Below are 19,610 nucleotides of genomic sequence, written 5' to 3' on the forward strand. Positions count from 1 at the left end.
AGAAACCTTCTGTCTGACCCATGTGCATTGATTGGAATAAGATAATGACGGAAATACAACCGATACCCGAGTGGCACACAAGAGCTGCATACACAGATGACCAAGAGCAGTTCGACAATTGAATACGTTTACATATTTGAAAAAATACCAATAGACCATTTCATTAATCAGCCTTGTATGTAGTTCCTCTCTTCAAGAAAATGGAACGTGCATGAGCGAATTTAACGAAATGGTTTATGTAGTAAAGACGTTCAGAACCCATTAGGGTTATCGGTAACCCTAACATAGCACGAGCCTATCTTGCTGTCAATTGGCATTATCCTATAGAATGGTAAGACTATGTTGCGGAAAGGTTAGATTCTAATGATTACCATTTACGATATTGCCAAAAAAGCCAACGTCTCCGCCATGACGGTCTCCAAGGTCATTAATCATACAGGTCGCATAAGTTCCGCGACACGCGAACGTGTGCAACAGGTGATCGACGAACTTGGCTACATCCCGAACTCCAATGCGCGCAGCCTTGTGCTTCAACGAACCCAAATGCTTTCATTGCTCATTACGGATATTACCAACCCTTTTTATACAACCCTGGCCCGTGGTGCTGAAGATGCAGCCCATCTTCGTGGGTACCGTCTTTTATTCGGCAATAGTGACGAGGATTACAATAAGGAAAAGGATTACGTGGATGCGATTCTGTCTACTCGCGTGGATGGTGTACTCTATGCCCCTGCGGGGGATCGTTCTCTTCCTCATCTGAAACAGTTGCAGGAACGCCGCATCCCCTTTGTCTTTCTGGATCGTACCGTACCTGGCATTTTGTCAGATATGATTGCCGGAGATAGCCGGGAAGGCGCAATTGCTCTGATTCGATATCTGGTGCAATTGGGGCATCGGCGCATTGCACTGGTCAATGGTTCTTCGGAGGTTTCTACCGCCAGACTGCGAGAGGAAGGTTATATAGAGGGTTTGCGTGAGGTTGGAGCAGATATTGATCCCGAGCTTGTACTTCGAACCGGGTACCGGGATTTCAGCGATGAAGAGGGATTGGATCGACTACTCTCACAACCGGATCAACCAACAGCCATTTTTGCAGCCAATAACATGCTGGCGATTGGGGTCATCCGGCTTTTACGCAAACGGGGACTGCGTGTTCCAGAAGACATCTCTGTCGTGTGCTTTGACGATCTGGATCTGGCTTCAGCCTTCGATCCGTTCCTGACCGTAGCTGCACAGCCCGCATATGACTTTGGATTTCAGGGCGTACAGATGCTGATCGACCGGATTGAGGGCAAGGCCCCTTCCGAACCCCAAACCGTCATTCTACCATCAGAACTGCGCATACGTGCTTCAGCTACTGCTCCACGTGAGCAAAATTAGAGTTTAGCCCAAGAGTTGACTAAATATGTGGACCAAAAAATTATTTACACTGACACTACGATAACAGAACAACCTTCCAATCGCTGTTATCCCCAGATTTTTTCATTCCCTTTTAAAGGGGAAATCCGGAGATAGCTTATGCTTCCGATGCAGCTTTCTTTCAGAAAGCTTTTAGGCGAACGCTTCGCTTTTTCAGGTTTTTTCTGTCCTCTCCGTTATCGTGTAAATGATTAGTCCCACTTATCTGGATTAGGTCCCGTTCAAATTAGAAAAATGTACAACATAAACAGGGTGCACCGGAGATTACGCTCTCGTTGCACCCTGTTTATGTTCATTCGTTAGAATGACCCGTTCGTTCAAGACGTTTGGTTCGTCAGGTTCATTCTATTCCAACAATCCGATATGTTCTACCGCTCAGACTGTAATGCGAGAGCGACCTCACGAACGAGTCCCGGGAACCAGTCCATCAGAGCTTCGAACGTATACCCCGCTTGTTCTGCCTTGGTCGTCTCCATCGTCCATGATTGCTCAATTCCGAAGGGTGACATGTCCTCTTTTACAGTTTCCGTAAGGACCTGGGACTGCATGCCCGTAACGGTCTCGATCAGATGCATCATGGCTGACAGCGTAATCGCACCCTTGGAAGCTGCATTCACCGGACCGCTAATGGACGAATGTCCAAGCCAGGCGAGAAATCTTGCCGCTTCCGTGGAATTAATAAATCCAATCTCCGCATCCGGATTCGGCATGCCGATCGGTTTCCCTTTTTGCACATGTTCAATATGAAAATGAAGTCTTCTCGTATAATCATCAATCCCGAGTACAATGGGAATGCGCATCGCCACAACCGGGAAATCCGCTTCCTGGAAAAATACAGCCTCCGCAAGTCGCTTACCTTCTCCATACGAAAAATCCTCAGCACTCCCATACTGCAATGGATATGTATATGGGTCAAAATCCGTTTCCTTAAATCCAGGTCTGGGATCACCGTACACAGACAGTGTAGATGTTAGAACGTATCTTTTGGTGCGTCCTGCAAAAGCTTCACATGCTGATTTCGCCGCATCCGGTGAATAGCAGATATTATCGTACACAACATCCCACATGTCTGTCTGCGCAACCTCTGCCAGAGATTTAGGGTCTTCACGATCCATCTTGATTCGATTCACTTCGGGACCGAAGTCGACATCCGTTTTACCACGAGTCGCGACTGTGATCTGAGACTTCCCTTCCCACAGCAAGTGATCTACGAGACGTTTACCAAAGAAACGTGTACCCCCAAGTATAAGTACTTTATTCATCCAAAAAAACCTCCTATCTTGTTCGATTATGTTTAACAATTTGAAGCATGGTGTGAGCGTTCCGTTGAAATTCATATGCTGTTGGTTCTTCGGATACGGTGCACCCACGCTCTTCGAGTATTAATTTTAACGCATTCATATGCTTGTAACGTTTGCCAGACAGATCAACTGTCGGAAAAATGCGAACCTCTCGTTTGGTCACACGCAGCAGTTCCATTACGGTTGCAACATGAAAATCAACATCCAATCGATCCGCATACGTAAACAGGAAATGGGCGGATAACGTCATATCGAATTGTTCATCGGCAAAAGGTAGATCCGGGAGCACAGACGCCACATAACGGTCAGGAAACATTCTCATATCTGCGATGCAATCTGTGATAGCACGAGTTCGTTCTTCCTTTAACCCCTGGATTGATCCAAATTGTTCCCATACATATATTCCTTGCACCGGTTCCATCTTTTTCATCGTATGCTCAATGTCCTGAAATCCCTTTACTTCAAGCTCGTCGATCTCGTATTCGTAGGCCATATCCACGGCCATGGGGTTGGCACCCAATTTGCGCGCTTGGCTACTAAACGAACAGGCACCGCCTGGACAATCCAGAATGGACTTGCCTGTAAGATCCTCCACCGTTAGATTGAACATCTTCATATATTCCTCGAAGGTTCTTCCTATGAAAACGATCTGTTTCAGTTCCAAGCCTCCAGACTCATTGGACTGCTGATCTTCTCTGCTGTTTTTCTGCACTTCTGTACTGTTGCTCTGCTCATCTCTGCTCATCTCGTCTCAGCTACCTTTCCTGTTATTGAATCAATCGTTAGGGAATACAAGCCCAATCTGCTTCCGAATCTGATCCATAACCTGCATCGTTACATAGGAGCGTTCATACGTGTTCATGTCCGATTCCTTTTGGCCCTGCTGAACCAGATGCACGAACTCCTCCACTTCATAATACATCGCCGGATGGGTTTGTTCGACTGTGAGCTGCTCCACCGTACCGTCATTGTATCGTATCTCTGCATGTTCCGGTGAACCAATCTTGTCAATGATGATGCTGCCCAGTTCCCCCATAATTTCGCTTGGTAGATGAGAGTTGGAGATTTTGGAATATGTAACGACCGCATCCATCCCGTCATAATCCAGCAGCACGCTACCATGTCCATCCACGCCAGATTCAAGCATCATCGCTTGGGACTGAACCCGGTTAGGTGCACCGAACAATGTAATCAATGGGTAGAGACAATACACACCGAGATCCATTAACGCCCCATTAGCGAGTTCAGGCTTGAATGCGTTCAGGACAATTCCCTCTTTGTACTTGTCGTAACGTGAAGAATACTGAGAGTATCCTGCTACGTATTTGCGGACAGGCCCTATTTTATGCAGGCTCTTCTGCACCATTTTGAACTGGGGAACAAGGGTCGATTTCATCGCTTCCATGAGCAGAACCTGATGTTCTCGTGCCGTATCGATCATACTTCGAACTTCGGCGCTATTCGCAGCCAGAGGTTTCTCACACAATACATGTTTGCCGTTTCTCAGAAAAAGCTCAGCCTGCTCCGCATGAACCGTATTCGGTGTTGCAATGTAGACTGCATCAATCACATCACTTGCCGCCAACTCTTCCAGATCGGTGAAGCGGTGTTCAACATCATATTTATCTGCAAATGCGTTAGCCTTATCTTCAGTTCTTGAATACACGGCGGTCAATTCGAATCCTTCAACCTGTGCTGCGGCTTCCAGAAGCCTTTCCGTAATCCAGTTGGTACCCACTACGCCAAAACGAACCATGCCTACCTACCTCTTTCATCTATAAATTTCATTTGAGTTCTAAACCTGTATACCATCCTGTATATTGTAGCTCATATTTCGTTCAGATTGAAGGAAGGAGCTATAACCCAGATATTGATATCTTGCTTTTTAAGTCGAAACTTCGTCAATCCCTTGGAATCAGGGGTATAATTAGAGATGAGGTGATCACCGTGGAAAGTCGAGATCAAGATCGCATACTGCCCGAATCTATAGAGGAAAAATACTGGCATGCCATCATCCACAACGATAATTCTTATGATGGAACGTTCTTTTACGGCGTGCAGACAACGGGTATTTTCTGTCGACCTTCCTGTAAATCGAGAGCACCTAAAGTTGAGAATGTCCTAATATTTCAACATGCTGAAGAAGCGTTAGCACGAAAATTCAGACCCTGCAAACGTTGCAAGCCAACAGGCGAGCGGGTACCTGATCAGGAGTGGATATATGTGATCACGGATTACATCGAACATCATTATGCCGAACCTCTAACCCTGGATGTTCTTGCCACAGTAAGTCATGGTAGCCCTTATCATCTGCATCGTGTATTTAAGCGGATTACTGGCCGCACACCCGTTCAATATATTCAGGAAAAACGAATTACCGAAGCACGAAAGTTGCTTGAACATACCAGACACACAGTCACCGAGATTGGCCGCCATGTCGGTATACCCAACTCAGCTTATTTCATTACTGTATTTCGCAAACACACAGGTCTCACACCTGCACACTACCGCGAAAGGCATGACAACTCATGAAGACGAACCTTACTTACAAAGTACCCAAAACGTTACTCAACAAGGGGACAGGGTTCCTTAATGGATATACACATACGCTGAATCCCTATACTGGTTGCGCCTTCGGTTGTTCCTATTGTTATGTCAGACAGATGCCTGTCTCCTTATTTCGCAAAGAGGATTGGGGAAGCTGGGTCGATGTGAAACAGGAGGCTTCTCGAGTGTACGCTAAAGAATTGCAGCGTGCCCTGACGAAAGGCAAAGTCACCATATTCATGTCATCCAGTACTGACCCGTATCAACCCGCCGAATACAAGGAGCGTATCACGCGTTCATTGCTTGAAACGATGATACAGTATCCGCCGGATTTCGTATTAGTTCAGACTCGCAGTCCACTTGTTACCCGGGATATCGATCTGCTACTGCAGTTGGGTGACCGGGTTCGGGTCAGCATGACGGTGGAGACGGACCTGGACGATATGCGCAAGCATTTCAGTCCTTCCGCTCCCCCGATTGCCGGCCGATTACGTGCACTGGAACAGTTGCGGGATGCTGGGATACCCACACAGGTTGCGATTGCTCCCGTATTACCCAGCAGTGAACAGTTTGCATCCATCTTGAGACCTCTAGTTCAGCGTGTGTGCATTGACGATTATTTCATGGGCGATGGCAGTGAGGGCAAGCGCACCCGTCGACTCGGAATGGAGTCACTCTATCAGCAAGTGGGGATGGAGCATTGGTATCATCCTGATGCGTATAAAGCTGTTGTTCAGCGGATGAAAGACTATTTTGCCGAGGATGAGATCTGGATCAGTCAGGCGGGATTTGAGCCCTAAATCGCTATATAAGTTGAACTGAAGAATATTTACACTGGTCACTCCGATGACAGAATAACCTTGCGATCGCTGTTATTCCTAGATTTTTTGATTTAATAAAAAATAGCCCCTTTCCTGGTTTGAAGGAAAAGGGGCTGTTTATCATGGTATAAGCAATAATGGCTGTCTTATTTATCCAATGTATACAATGGCAGATCCACCGGCAATGCAGCTGGGCGCTGACACGAGCTTTTCATTTGGTAGAATGTCTGCTCATCTGATGAATCGTGGAATGCCCACATGGCCTCAAGAACGTGGTATGCCAGCTCCCCACTTGCCCGGTGTGCACGTCCGCTATGGGCTGCATAGGCCATATCTGCCACACCGATGCCGCGTGTATTTTCCTGATACCCTGGGAGAAGTGGAACTTCCGTCCATTCCTGTTCACCCAGCAAGCGGTAACGAACTGGACCGCCGAAGGTGTTGGGATCTGGTACCTGCAATGTACCGTGCGTGCCGTATATCTCAATCGGCGGCAGTGCACTTCCGCCAAATACATCAAAGCTCGTAATCAGCGTGCCAATGGCTCCCTGTTCAAACTGTAACAGACCGGTAACGTGAGTTGGGATTTCAACGGGAACCGTCTGGCCCCTCTTTTTCTCACTCGTAATCGTCCGTTCTTCCATGGCTTTACCTGTCATACCTGCAATTGACTTGATCGGTCCCATTAGTTGAACCAATGCGGTGAGATAGTACGGACCCATGTCAAACATTGGCCCACCGCCTGACGCGTAATAAAACTCCGGATCTGGGTGCCAGTGCTCATGTCCACGGCTCATCATAAATGCAGTCGCCGCTACCGGCTTGCCGATTACTCCTTCCTCCACTAATTGAAGTGAAGTCTGGATACCCGAGCCAAAGAATGTCTCAGGCGCACAACCCACGAGCAATCCTTTACGCTTCGCTGTTTCGAGTACGGCCTGACCTTCCTCACGGGTTACCGCAAGCGGTTTTTCTACATACACATGTTTACCTGATTCGAGCGCCCGCAAGCATACATCCGCATGAACGGAAGGAATCGTCAAGTTGATGATCAGCTCAATCTCGGGATCAGCCAAGAGTTCGTCGACGCTGTATACGTTAGGCACGTTATAGGCAGCAGCCTGCTCTTCGGCACGTTTCCGGTCAAGATCCGCAACAGCAACAAGCTCCAGCACCTCGAACCGGTGACAGTTTTCCATATAAATACCGCTGATTTTACCGCAGCCAATAATGCCTACTTTCATTGTTTTCATGCCTGGGGCTCCCTTCGCCGTGGAACAGAAATGGTTTATCCATTGAGGATGAATTGTTGAGACCGACTTTACATGTGCAATCAAACTACAATCTCATTAGTTCTGGTTGTCCGCCATACCTGTGTATACTTCATTCACTGCATCTGTTCGGCTCTTCGCAAGCTCCTTGCCTGCTGCCGTCCATTTGAAACCACTGCGCATCATTTCAGTCACGGGTTTCATGTCTACAATGTCTGCATGATGTCCCAATGAGTTGTAAAATACCCTTCCTGCGCCCCAGCGTTTCGTCCAAACAACCGGCATATCTACCGGTCCATTTGCTGCATGCGGACCAGTCGCCACTGGAAAACGAGTCGTTGCCAGCACTTCCACTGCCGGGTCTACGTGCAGGTAGTACTGTTCACTTTTCACCTGAAAATCTTCAATATGATCCAATAACGGGCTAGAGCCGCGCTTCATGTTCACCATATACTCCACACCATCGTTGCCTGGATGAGCAACCCATTGTCCACCCGTCATAAACTGCCAGTCCACGTTATTTCTGAAGGCATCACACATCCCACCATGAAGACCAGCCAAGCCCACACCGCTCTGAACAGCCGCTGATACGTTATTGACCAGTTCTTGCTCAATCTGTCCCATCGTCCACAACGGCACGATCAGATCCAGACCCAGCAGCTTCTCTGCATCCGCATAAGACTCCAACGTATTCGAGACTTCAACCTCAAACTGCTCTTCCTTCAAAATACGCTCAAAAATCGCTGCTACCTGCTCCGGTTCATGTCCATCCCAGCCGCCCCATACAATCAGTGCTTTGCTCATCGTTTATTCACTCGCTTTCGCCTAGTTTAGTTGTGTTCAACCTCATCCTGACTTCGATGTCTTGCTTGCTCACATCTCTTCAAGCGTCACCCAACGCCGCTCTGTCACCGAACGTTCTACCGCTTCCAGTACAGCCTGACAAGCGACCCCATCATGGAAACTCGGTGATGGTTGGCGTCCTTCAGAAATTGCTGTCACCAGCTCCAGCATTTCATGCGTGAACGTGTGCTCGAAACCAATCGTATGTCCGGCAGGCCACCAAGCTTCGGCATATTTGTGTGCAGGATCGGTCGCCAGTACACGGCGGAATCCCTGTACGTCCTCTTCATCTTTTGTAAAGTAAACTTCGAGTTCGTTCATCCGTTCAAAATCAAATCGTACGCTGCCGAGACTACCGTTAATCTCAAACGAATTCGTACTGCGATGCCCCGCCGCAAAGCGTGTAGCCTCGAAGCTGCCCAGCGCACCTCCTGCGAATCGTGCCAGGAACAGCGTAGCGTCATCGACGGTCACTTCTCCTTTGGGTGCATCCGCATTCGAACTGCCTTTTGCACTCAGCCCGGTCATCTCGGCTGCAAGCGGTCGCTCTTTGATGAAGGTTTCGCTCATGCCGATGACTTCCTGGAACTCACCAACGAGGAAACGAGCCAGGTCGATTAAGTGCGCACCCAGATCTCCATGTGAACCGGAGCCAGCCACTTCTTTTTGCAAACGCCATACCAGTGGGAACGAAGGGTCCATGATCCAGTCCTGAAGGAAAAACGCACGGAAATGATAGATCTTACCCAGTCGTCCGCTCTCGACCAGATCCTTCGCCAATTGCACTGCTGGTGAGAAACGATAGTTGAACCCCACCATATGGGCGACTCCAGCGTCCTCTGCTGCCTGAAGCATCTCACGCGAATCCGCAAGCGACAAGGCTAGAGGCTTCTCACAGAACAGATGCTTGCCCTGACGAGCCGCTTCCAACGCAATTTCCTTGTGGGCATCACTTGGCGCGTTAATATCAATTAGATCGATATCATCCCGCTTCACCAGTTCTCGCCAATCCGTTACACTCTCGGACCAGCCGAACTGATTCGCTGCCTCCTGTACTCCCTGCTCGTTACGTCCACAGATCACGGACATCTCAGGCTGCAGCGGAGCAGACGGGAAAAACATCGGCAGACTGCGATAAGCGTTACTGTGGGCCTTCCCCATAAACTTGTATCCAACCATTCCGACACGAAGACGATTTGACATGGTCATTTCCTCCTTTGGAATAATAAAAAGTCTTTCAATATGTGCACCATTAAACTATTGACGGATAGAAGAAGCACGGATGATCAGTTCGGTAGGCAACAACGCTCTTGCTGATTCAGTTACGGATACAACAGAGTTATTCGCTTTATGTGTATCGCCCACAGACCCATGCATAAGCTTCGATACTGCAAGTTCACCCATCTCAAAAAAGGGAACCCTGACGCTGCTCAGCGGTGGAACCGCCATCTCGGCAGCATCGGAGTCGTCATACCCCACGAATGCTGGAAAATCCGCAGGCCCTATTCCCCGCTCACGCAAACCATGCATAACCCCAATAGCCATTCGATCATTGGCCGCAAATACAGCGTCGATCTCATGGAGCCGATCTGCTATAATTGCCGCGGCTGCAATGCCACTTCGTCTGCTGTAATTCCCCTCAAGCAATAGGCTCGGGTCCAGCTCCATACCCGCTTCTTGCAGGCCCAGACGGACACCTTCCATTCGCTCCTGGCTGTTGGAATAGCTATCCGGACCATTGAGAAAAGCGATTTTGCGATACCCCTGATCCGTAAGATGACGTATCGCAAGCCTGCTTCCTTCCACATGATCCGCGTCCACTTCCATGAACGATTGGCCCTCAAAATGCTGATTCATGACACAGAATGGGTGTCCTTCCTGATGAAGTTGCTGCATGGCCGCCAGTTCTTCATGTTCATCTCTGGCACCAAGGATAATGCAAGCGTCCACTTTCTGACGCCGGAACAGATCCGTATAATTCATCACTTCACCCGGTGTCCGGAACATAACCAGCAGGTCCATGCCATTGTCTCTGGCTTTGCTTCCAATTCCACTCAGCATTTCCGAGAAAAAATAAGCCGAGAACAGATGCGCCTTCGGAACATAAGGTAACACCACGCCAAGGTTCCCGCTTTTACTTCTGGCAAAGCTGCGAGCAAGTGCGCTGGGCACATAGCCTAACTGTTCGGAAGCTTCAAGGACCTTGCGGCGTGTCTCTTCTTTAATAGGGCCTACCCCATTAAGCACCCGGGAGACCGTCGCCTCGGAAACACCCGCAAGATCAGCCACTTCTTTACGAGATGCCATGAATTTCACCCCCTTCAAGCTCATCAGTAAATCAAATAGTAATTAAAAATCAATATTTATGTACGCGCGTACATTTTCTCATGCCATGTAACCGTTGTCAATGCTTTTAACACAAAAAGGATGAGGAATGGATTGAACCCGTTCCCCATCCTTTTAACAACTACTTAAGACCAATTACAACGTCGTTGTTACGCCCTGATTAACGGAGGATTGACTAAACTCCGCCTGTTCTAACGTTTTCACATGAATGCGATCCGAAGGTTCTGGCGTGGATTGCAGCTGTCTTACTTTGTGTAGCACTTCTTTATTAGGCAGGAAGTGTTGGGAACGAATGAATCGAATTGTTTTGGTTTTGGCACGCATAACAATCGAATCGGTCTCGGCCCGATCATCCGCAAGATACCGTACCCCTCCCAGAATCTCACCTGGCGTCACACCCGTTGCGGCAAAAATGACATCCTCTGTGCCGATCATATCCTGCATCGTTAACACTTTGTAAGGATTATCGATCCCCATCTGCAGGCAGCGCTGGAATTCGTCTGCGTTGGCAGGCATCAGGCGGCCTTGAATCTCACCTCCGAGGCAGGACAATGCAGCTGCAGCCAGCACACCTTCCGGTGCTCCTCCAGATCCGACATACAGATCAATGCCCGCCTCCGGGAAGGCTGGTGCCATCGCACCCGCAACATCGCCGTCACTGAGGAACTTGATCCGTACGCCAACCTTACGCAGCGTCTTGATTGTGCTCTCATGTCGTACACGATCCAGAATCATCACAGTGAGGTCCGAGATGTTTTTGTTCAAAGCAGCTGCTGCTTTCTCCAGGGTCACTTCAACCGGGTCTTCAATGCTGACCTTGCCTACAAGCGCAGGGCCTACAGCCAGTTTCTCCATATACATGTCCGGTGCGTGGAGCAGGTTACCTTTTCCCGCCACTGCAATAACCGATAGAGCGTTGTTCAGTCCTTTGGCCACGATTTCTGTACCTTCGAGCGGGTCTACAGCCACGTCAACCTCAGGTCCCTCAGCGTTGCCCACTTCCTCGCCGATGTACAACATGGGTGCTTCATCCATTTCTCCTTCACCGATTACCACCGTGCCGCGAATGGACACGGAATCGAACATGGCGCGCATGGCCAAAGTAGCCGCTTCATCTGCACTGTTCTTATCGCCTCGTCCCATCCAGGGTGCTGAAGCTAACGCAGCCAATTCTGTTACTCTGACAATTTCCAACGCCAGTTCGCGTTCCATTTTTCCCACTTCCTTTCCAATTTTCAAAAGCATAACGTGAAAGCGGTACTAAATCCATCGCAAATCCATATGAAATTGATCTATAATCGGCGTAGGAGCGCCTTTTCGGCAATTAATCCCTTATTTATCCAATTCAAATTTTGATTGATTTCACTTCTTTTTCGGCTGGATTTAACATTCCAATCCGTCCATTGTTTCACCTTAAATGTTAATATAAATTCCCATTTAAAATATAAAAATCCATATTATTCAACATGATGAATTTGGACACCCATTTCATGCGCAATAAGTTCTTTTAACATAAGGAATATACAGCTTTTAAGGTGATTATTAAGAAAGAAACCATCTCAGACTGACTACGAGCGAAAACGATTTTCGGTTAGCTCTACAAACGCAAAAATGAACTAATAAATTGTAATGGTAATCCTTGAAATCAACCTAGTTCTATCATCGTTATCCGGCAAAATTTTGATGGCCTTTATGTATTAATCAGGACTTTAACTTTTACAAATGCCATAGATGTAGATTATGATGGTCATCGAAAATAATAAGTTTACATAATATTTATTATGTTATTTTTTTCTTCAATTTCTCCATTTTATGATTCATCGATTCTGGCAAAAGATAAACAAGCCTGAAAGAATTCTGCATTTAGCATTTTTTCTCTCAGGCTTTTCCCTCGATGATCCCCTCACAGTATCGTTTTGGTCATTATAAAATCAATCTGTTCCTCATCTCCCATAACAAAGGCATGGGCTCCGGTCTGAACAAATCCCATCTTTTCGTAGAATGCGATGGCATTTTCATTTTTCTCCCACACGCCTAACCAAATATTCCTCTTCTGATGTTCAGTTGCCATTTCTATGGCTTTATGGAGCAGCACCTTACCCAGCCCATGTTTTTGGAACTCTTTCTTAATGTACACCCGCTCGATCTCAAGGGATCCCTCCCCCATCTTCTCAGATTGAGCATCATTGATATTCACCTTCATGTACCCTGCCACTTTATTATTGAGATAAATAAAAAGAAATTGTGAATCTGCAATGGAAAGTTCAGTTTCTAATCGTTCCCGATTAAACGCCTTTTCCAGATAAGCTTTCATATTTTCGGGTGAATTTTGCGCTTTAAACGTTTCATTAAACGTCTCATAACTAATCTCCTGTAGTTCACACACCTGTTCAACGGTACATATCTCTATACGAATCGTCATCTATCATCACATTCCTTTAGCAAGTTAATTATTTGTTGCAAATGCAATAAAAAAGGATTACATTGAATCTAACTTAATTTTGTTGTATTTGCAACATAATATAGAAGATGAGGTTGAATAAATTGAAATATGTACTTTTTGTCGCAGGTATTCTAATCTTAACGCTTGGCATTTCGCTTACCATTCAATCTGAACTGGGCACCTCACCATTTGACGCACTTCTGGTAGGGCTGTCCCATCAGGTAGGGCTAAGTGTAGGAAGCTGGGAAATCATCATTGCTTTTCTGTTAATAGGATGCAATTCGCTTTTGAAGCAGCAAAAACCCGAGTTTCTGGGGCTCGTAACCGCATTTATTACAGGTGTTGGGATTGATATCTGGCTTTATGTATCTGAATCCTTGATTACGCCCGAAGTTTGGTACAGCAAATTAATGACTTTTATCATTGGTCTAGTAATCATAAGTATCGGCACAGCCATCTATTTACAGACCAATTTCGCACCCATTCCGATTGACCGCTTAACATTAATCCTGCACGAAATCACTCGAACTCCATTGTTTATATCGAGAACATTGATTTACTTTGTATTTTTGATACTGGCGTTTCTGCTCAGTGGACCGATCGGGCTTGGAACATTGCTAACCGTATGTTGTGCAGGTCTGCTCCTTCAGTTCATCATGGGGCATACGAAAAAGATAATAGATCGCATATTAACAGACAGGGATACATCGTCCCATACTAAACGTGAAAAAGAACATTCCGTCTAATCGCGGTGTATACCATCTACACAATAAAAGGCTGAATCAGAGGTCCAACCCCTGATCCAGCCCATGAAACATGCTTCTTCCTTACGGCTCAATTCCCCATACCAGCTGACCATTCACATACCCGGTAACCTTATCATGGTTTGCGAACTGACTTCCGGATGCCTTGAACGAGTAATCGTTAGTCTGAGTATAATTCGTCCAATTGTTTTTGGAGAAACGAGCTTGAACCTCTGCGCTCTGACCTGCATTCAGCGTTCCCGCCGCATTTGTAAAACCCACTTCAAGATAATGATCCGCCCCAGCAACTGGAGTCGCCAGTTTAACGAAATTGCTCGTTACGTTCGCACTACCCATACTGGCCCAGTCGGACCAGAAAATCTGAGCTTCTTCCCCATCGATCGTATAGTAATAACGGAGTTTTACATCACTCAACGAAATGGCCGAGCTACCAGAGTTGACCAATTTGAATTTGGGTGAGATTCCGTTGGTCGATGCACTTGTATTGCCGTTAAAAGCTTGAATCGTCAAATCCCCTGCTGGCACAGTAACCGTGCTATCTACTACGTTCACCGTAAGCACAGCGTTATTTCCTCCATTGAAGTGAAAGGTCAACACGTTCTGACCCAAAGGCAGCGTAGCGAGATAGGATTTGTTCAGAACAACAGCAGAGCTGGACGCTGTATAATTCTGACCTGATACAAGCGTAGAATTCCCCTTCGTGATGCTTGTAAGCTGACGGCCATTTAAGGTGAGAGATACGCTAATATCCTGCGCCGGATTCGTCGCTTTATCAAATGTTGCATTCACAGGAGAAATCGAAGCATTCGTACTCGGTGTTGAATCCACAATTTTAACTTTTAACACCGGGTCCTGACCTTGATTAAAATCCAGAACAATCGAATGCTCGCCAACTGGCAGAGTTGCCAGGTAAGCTTTTTTCAGCAGCAATGTGCTTCCGTTCAAGGTATAGTCCGTCGTTGCGGTCAACGCATTGTTGCCTGCCCGAAGAGCAGTCAGCGTATTTCCGTTCGCATTTACGGTTACGGCTTTGTCGCTTTGATTGGGTGTATATTTGTCAAATTCAACATTTACAGGTGTGATGGATGCACTGGGGTTGGGATTGTTAACCTTTAAATTCGGCAGTTCATCCAACGTAATAACATAATCGCTTTGATAAAGCGTTTTCAAAGTTGCCGGGTAATTAAAAGCAGAACTCATCAGATGCTCACCATACCAAGGGCAGAAGTAGAGCCATCCTGATTTCTCCTCTGTCAGATTTTTCACGCTTGGAATCGTGTCGTTCTCCGTCATGGCAACCATTTTTGTACCACCTGTCAATTCAACAAGCTTATAGAAAATCGAGGTAATGGCATCCTCATTGGGCACGCCGGACAAACCGTCATAACGGTTGTAGATCGTATTGTATTTATCATACCCGACAAGATCTACCTGATCATCGCCCGGGTACCAAGCCGGAGAAGTACTGTATACATAGCTGTTGTAGGTCCAGATCAGATTATGCAAGCCATACGTTTCGGTCAGTTCGGTATATAGCAGATCCCATAGCTCTTTGTACACTTCTGCGCCTGCCGAAGCCCACCAGAACCATGCACCTTCCCCGTTGAGCCCGCCGTTGCCTTCTGCTTCATGATACGGACGGAACAGCACCGGCACATCGTTATCTTGCAAAATCAGCAATTGTTCTGCCAGATCCTCGATGGTCATCATCACATATTGATACTCTTTTGTACCGGGAATTACCGCATTGGCTGTATTAAAATTCGTTTCTGTTGGCTTGTAGGTAGCTTCTTTCCAATCGACAAAGTCCCCGAGCTCATACGTATTGAAATTACGAGGCACATTGATATGCCAGGAAGCTGTTGCAATACCTTCACGGTTATTCACCCAATCAATCATGCGATCGGTTGTACCGTCCTCCCAACCATACAACGGATTATAGTTCATCAAATCAAAGCCACGGATTGCCGGATACTTTCCGGTAAGATCATGAATCCACTCGAATTCAAGCTCCGTATCTCCGTCATTTCCGCCTCCATAGATCTCTTGCTGACCAGAGATGATGTTGTTTCCGTAGACCTCTGTTAAATAATTCATCAAAATTTGAGTTTCCGGTGTAGCTTCTGGATCAGTCAGAACTGGCTGCACATTCAGGGGATCAAGATCAGCATGATCCACTGTGAACGTGTCAAAATAAGCGAAGCCCCAACCCGCCTTTAGCTCGATCGTGTTGGCACCCTGATTCAGCTTATGGAAGCCAAAATCGAAGTCCGACCACGTTGTCGTGTAAGGCAGCATGTACGCTCCCTTGGTAACACCATTCACATTTAAATTTTGAGACCTTCCGTCAGCACTGAGCTCCTGCATATATCGTGTGGAGATCGCGTACATGCCGGTTTCCGGGACAGTAACAGTGAAGGTTAATGTGCCCGAGTTCTGCATCCAGACAAATCCGGCCCCTGAGAATCCGGGCTTCGGTTGTCCATAGATTGAAGTGACCACTTGAAGATCCGGGGTGAGCTGCGCATTTTCGCTTTCGATGGTGAACAGTGGTGTGTCTGCATGAACGGGCGCTGTCATTAATCCAAGAAGTAGGGCCAATGCCAGCATCATTGCGGTTGCCTTTTTGAGCAAATTTTTCATCAATTCCATCTTCCCTCCCAAGTGAAATATGATAATGAAATGTCAATGAACCCATTCATGATGGCGCTTTCATAGTTAACATAGCACGCACATCAATTTTTGTAAATATATGGTGAATGTAAATGTTTAAACTTCTTTTATACACGTATTTTGAACATCATACCTCCATTCTCTCATCCGATTTGAAAATTCACGAAAACGGTTCATTCTTTAATCAAATTAGAGTATGAAACCTCATCTCACCTTAGATGTGTAATTGGAAGAAAACCGGATGAACAACAAAAAAAGCATTCCTGTTCGAATGCTTTTTCAAGTACATTTCTTCAATTGCCCTCGTTTATGTCTTCGGCCTGTGTTCCAGCTCAACTTACGGTTTCCTCGGTAGATGTTTCCGTTAGCGCACAACGTTCCCCTGCTTTTCGTACCGCCCGAATAATCCCCCCGTATCCGGTACATCGACATAGATTCCCGCACAGTCCCGTTTCAATCTGATCTTGTGAAGGCTCAGGATGTACATCCAGCAATGCCTTGGTTGAGATCACCATGCCCGGAGTACAGTAACCGCACTGGAAACCACCTTCCTCCACAAAAGCCTGTTGAATTGGATGCAGAGTGCCTTTCTCTTCGCCATGCAGACCTTCAATGGTCGTAATCTCACTGCCTTCACATTGATAAGCCATAACAAGACAGGAATTCACAGGCTCACCATCCATCAGAACCATACATGCGCCGCAGCGACCAACTTCGCACGATACTTTGGTACCCGTCAGCTGCAAATGAGTCCGAAGCACATCGACAAGTCGGGTCGTTTGCGCAATCTCCAGATGTTTCTGTTCCCCATTCACAACGGCTGTCCAGTGATTCTCAAGTGGTTTACTCATGATGGACTCACTCCTTCCTGCAAAGGTACATGTAAAGGCCTGACCAGTTGTTCTCTCGGTACAGGAAGACGGTTGACCCATACGCCTGTTGCCTGATGAATTGCGGCTGTAATGGCCGGCGCAAGCGCTACGGAACCAATCTCACCAATGCCTCTCGGGCCAAATGAATCACCTTCGGGCAAGTCTTCAATAGCCTCAACCTCCAGATTGGTATGAATATCCCGAATGGTTGGGATCAGATACGTGTCGAGGTTGGTCGTTAGATAGCGGCTGTCCTGCATAACTGCATCCTCGGTCAACGTAAATCCAAGGGCCATGACACTGCCACCTTCAATCTGTCCAATGTAGCCCATAGGGTTGATGACCGGCCCTGCCGCCACAACATGGCGTGTATCCAGCAGCTTGGTTTCTCCGGTTAAGGTATTCACTTCCACCTCTGCCGCAACCGCCGCGTACGTATACAAATAATGCCCGCCTACCACGTTGTCCGGCGTAGTTGGGTAATCAAACTTTGTATCAAAAATCCATTCATCGGCTTCGCCCTGCATCGCGAGTTCGGCATACGAGACCACAAAGCCTGATTCTGTTTCTACTTCTGAAATGTCGGCAGGAAGCTGGCCTTTGTGCCATATACCACCAGGTCCTGTTACCAGTTCATCCGCCGGAATGCCTGACATTTCAGACGCGACCGTGAGAGCACGGGACCGAAATGGAGTCTGCAACCGCTGTAGTGCCATCCAGGCCATGGTTGTTGAACGCGAAGCGGTACTTGAGCCGCTGTGTGGTACACGATCCGTATCTCCAATGATGATACTGAGGTCCGATGTACTGCATTGGAACAGATCACATAGCATAATTTCCAGCGTTGCAACGAGCCCCTGGCCAAATTCCTCGTAACTGAACGCCACCTCAATCTTGCCTTCGTTATTCAGGGACAGACGGCCTCCCGCAGGGTCTGGAATGCCATAACCCAGCCCTGCACCGTGCATGGCGATGGCTGCTCCAACTCCGCGTTTGATCCATGGCGGCAGAGCAGGATCTGCCGGAGGATGCTGATGTTTTTGCCACAACTCGGAACGATCCAATGCCTCCCAGACTTGGGATAGTCCATCGGTGACCAGAATCCGTTGATTCAGCGGTCCGGGATCATTCTTTTCCCTCATATTGCGTCTACGGAACTCCCAAGGGTCCATGTCCATGATTTCTGCAAGCCGATCCATCTGGCCTTCCATCGCAAAAATCGCCTGGTTCCCGCCAAATCCACGAAACTCACCTGACAGCCCGTTATTCGTATACACAGACACACCTTCCACATCCACATTCGGAATGGCGTAGGGTCCAAGGCAATGCTCGGTACAGAAGTTCAGCACGGGTGCACCAAGTGTGGCGTACGCTCCGGTATCCGCTGTAATGCGGACACGATGCGCCTGAATTATGCCTTCTCGACTCATGCCGGTCTGCATTTCAATTTTCATTGGATGCCGTTTCAGCCCTGCACGAACGGATTCTTTACGTGAATTATGCATTTTCACAGGACGTCCGCATCTTAAGGCCAGCAATGCACCATAGGGCTGTACGTTGAGTTCATCTTTTCCACCAAATGAACCACCAATCGGTGAAGACACCACCCGGATATCTTCTTCAGGACAGCCAATAATGCGTGCAAGCTGCATCCGGTCTTTATAGCCATGTTGCGTTGCCGCGTATACATTCAGCCGCCCCTCTTCATCCGGGACAAACAGGCCACCTTCTGTCTCCATGTACGCATGCATCTGGCGAGGTGTATAATACGTCTCTGTTACGATATGATCACATATGGCAAAGGCATGCTCGGCATCTCCGCGTTTGATCTCCGTCCGATGCAGTACATTACCTGGACCATGCTCATGCAGCTCTGGTGCGCCGGGAGCCATTGCAGCATCTGTGCTATTCAGTGGCGTGAGTTCCTCATACACTACCTGGATCGCATCCAACGCAAGGGCCGCACTTTCCGGGGAATCTGCAGCAACCGCTGCAATGGCATCCCCAACATAACGAACCATATCCTCGCAGAACACAGGCTGATCCGGGGTCGCAATGCCAAAACGATTCAGTCCAGGCACATCTTTGGAAGTCAGAACGGCATAGACACCTTCCAACGCCTCAGCTTCCGAAGTATCTATAGACAATAGACGAGCATGTGGATATTCGCTTCGCAATACTCTGCCATAAATCATGTCAGGTAGCGTCATATCCGTCAGATATTGAAGCTGCCCTGTTACTTTGGGTGCCCCATCTGGCCGCAGGTGCCAACGTTTCCCGCTCTGTTCCCGATTCAGCAGCATGATCCCT

Annotated in this window: 16 protein-coding genes; 4 read left to right on the forward strand and 12 right to left on the reverse strand. The window is 47.5% G+C overall.

Features of this window, described 5'->3' with window-relative positions; all coding sequences use genetic code 11:
* Positions 1-363: 363 nt before the first annotated feature.
* Positions 364-1,380, forward strand: coding sequence for a LacI family DNA-binding transcriptional regulator (locus PAHA3_RS11120; RefSeq protein WP_062834790.1), 1,017 nt, complete (start codon positions 364-366; stop codon positions 1,378-1,380).
* 407 nt (positions 1,381-1,787) lie between these two features.
* Here the strand turns inward: PAHA3_RS11120 and PAHA3_RS11125 are convergent, their stop codons facing one another.
* The 3 genes from PAHA3_RS11125 to PAHA3_RS11135 are packed head-to-tail and all read right to left on the reverse strand — an operon-like array spanning position 1,788 to position 4,476.
* Complete coding sequence (locus PAHA3_RS11125; protein WP_062834791.1) at positions 1,788-2,681, reverse strand: NAD-dependent epimerase/dehydratase family protein; 894 nt, start codon at positions 2,679-2,681, stop codon at positions 1,788-1,790.
* Between the two features lie 13 nt (positions 2,682-2,694).
* A complete protein-coding gene (locus PAHA3_RS11130) occupies positions 2,695-3,465 on the reverse strand; it encodes an SAM-dependent methyltransferase (protein WP_082762780.1) in 771 nt (256 codons plus the stop codon).
* A gap of 30 nt (positions 3,466-3,495) precedes the next feature.
* Positions 3,496-4,476, reverse strand: a complete 981-nt coding sequence (locus PAHA3_RS11135; RefSeq protein WP_062834792.1) for a Gfo/Idh/MocA family protein — start codon at positions 4,474-4,476, stop codon at positions 3,496-3,498.
* Between the two features lie 191 nt (positions 4,477-4,667).
* Here PAHA3_RS11135 and PAHA3_RS11140 point away from each other — a divergent pair, with 191 nt between their 5' ends.
* Together PAHA3_RS11140 and PAHA3_RS11145 are read left to right on the forward strand one after the other, a co-directional pair.
* Entirely contained in the window at positions 4,668-5,252 is a 585-nt protein-coding gene (locus PAHA3_RS11140) for a bifunctional transcriptional activator/DNA repair enzyme AdaA (protein WP_235599425.1), read from the forward strand.
* Positions 5,249-6,067 (forward strand): SPL family radical SAM protein, encoded by an 819-nt coding sequence (locus tag PAHA3_RS11145; RefSeq protein ID WP_062834793.1) that lies wholly within the window; start codon positions 5,249-5,251, stop codon positions 6,065-6,067. The genes PAHA3_RS11140 and PAHA3_RS11145 overlap by 4 nt, the downstream gene beginning before the upstream one ends.
* Positions 6,068-6,234: 167 nt before the next feature.
* Here the strand turns inward: PAHA3_RS11145 and PAHA3_RS11150 are convergent, their stop codons facing one another.
* The 6 genes from PAHA3_RS11150 to PAHA3_RS11175 all read right to left on the reverse strand — a co-directional run bounded on the left by PAHA3_RS11150 (position 6,235) and on the right by PAHA3_RS11175 (position 12,970).
* Positions 6,235-7,341, reverse strand: coding sequence for a Gfo/Idh/MocA family protein (locus tag PAHA3_RS11150; RefSeq protein ID WP_062834794.1), 1,107 nt, complete (start codon positions 7,339-7,341; stop codon positions 6,235-6,237).
* A gap of 96 nt (positions 7,342-7,437) precedes the next feature.
* A complete protein-coding gene (locus PAHA3_RS11155; RefSeq protein WP_062834795.1) occupies positions 7,438-8,163 on the reverse strand; it encodes a ThuA domain-containing protein in 726 nt (241 codons plus the stop codon).
* Between the two features lie 69 nt (positions 8,164-8,232).
* Complete coding sequence (locus PAHA3_RS11160) at positions 8,233-9,405, reverse strand: Gfo/Idh/MocA family protein (protein WP_036613779.1); 1,173 nt, start codon at positions 9,403-9,405, stop codon at positions 8,233-8,235.
* Between the two features lie 54 nt (positions 9,406-9,459).
* Positions 9,460-10,509, reverse strand: coding sequence for a LacI family DNA-binding transcriptional regulator (locus tag PAHA3_RS11165; protein ID WP_062834796.1), 1,050 nt, complete (start codon positions 10,507-10,509; stop codon positions 9,460-9,462).
* A 174-nt stretch (positions 10,510-10,683) separates the two neighbouring features.
* Positions 10,684-11,760 (reverse strand): class II fructose-bisphosphatase, encoded by a 1,077-nt coding sequence (glpX, locus tag PAHA3_RS11170; protein WP_062834797.1) that lies wholly within the window; start codon positions 11,758-11,760, stop codon positions 10,684-10,686.
* 691 nt (positions 11,761-12,451) lie between these two features.
* The gene (locus PAHA3_RS11175; protein ID WP_062834798.1) at positions 12,452-12,970 is read right to left on the reverse strand and encodes a GNAT family N-acetyltransferase; all 519 of its coding nucleotides are present in this window, start codon (positions 12,968-12,970) and stop codon (positions 12,452-12,454) included.
* A gap of 122 nt (positions 12,971-13,092) precedes the next feature.
* Between PAHA3_RS11175 and PAHA3_RS11180 the strand changes: the two genes are divergently transcribed.
* The gene (locus PAHA3_RS11180) at positions 13,093-13,737 is read left to right on the forward strand and encodes a YczE/YyaS/YitT family protein (RefSeq protein ID WP_062834799.1); all 645 of its coding nucleotides are present in this window, start codon (positions 13,093-13,095) and stop codon (positions 13,735-13,737) included.
* An 81-nt stretch (positions 13,738-13,818) separates the two neighbouring features.
* Here the strand turns inward: PAHA3_RS11180 and PAHA3_RS11185 are convergent, their stop codons facing one another.
* The 3 genes from PAHA3_RS11185 to pucD all read right to left on the reverse strand — a co-directional run bounded on the left by PAHA3_RS11185 (position 13,819) and on the right by pucD (position 19,603).
* Positions 13,819-16,398 (reverse strand): X2-like carbohydrate binding domain-containing protein, encoded by a 2,580-nt coding sequence (locus PAHA3_RS11185; RefSeq protein ID WP_062836072.1) that lies wholly within the window; start codon positions 16,396-16,398, stop codon positions 13,819-13,821.
* 362 nt (positions 16,399-16,760) lie between these two features.
* Positions 16,761-17,279, reverse strand: a complete 519-nt coding sequence (locus tag PAHA3_RS11190; protein ID WP_062834800.1) for a (2Fe-2S)-binding protein — start codon at positions 17,277-17,279, stop codon at positions 16,761-16,763.
* Positions 17,276-19,603 carry a xanthine dehydrogenase subunit D gene (gene pucD, locus PAHA3_RS11195; protein WP_062834801.1) on the reverse strand — a complete coding sequence of 776 codons (2,328 nt, stop codon included), beginning with the start codon at positions 19,601-19,603 and terminating at the stop codon, positions 17,276-17,278. The genes PAHA3_RS11190 and pucD overlap by 4 nt, the downstream gene beginning before the upstream one ends.
* Positions 19,604-19,610: the final 7 nt, after the last annotated feature.

The organism is Paenibacillus amylolyticus (assembly GCF_001570725.1).
Taxonomy (GTDB): domain Bacteria; phylum Bacillota; class Bacilli; order Paenibacillales; family Paenibacillaceae; genus Paenibacillus; species Paenibacillus amylolyticus_A.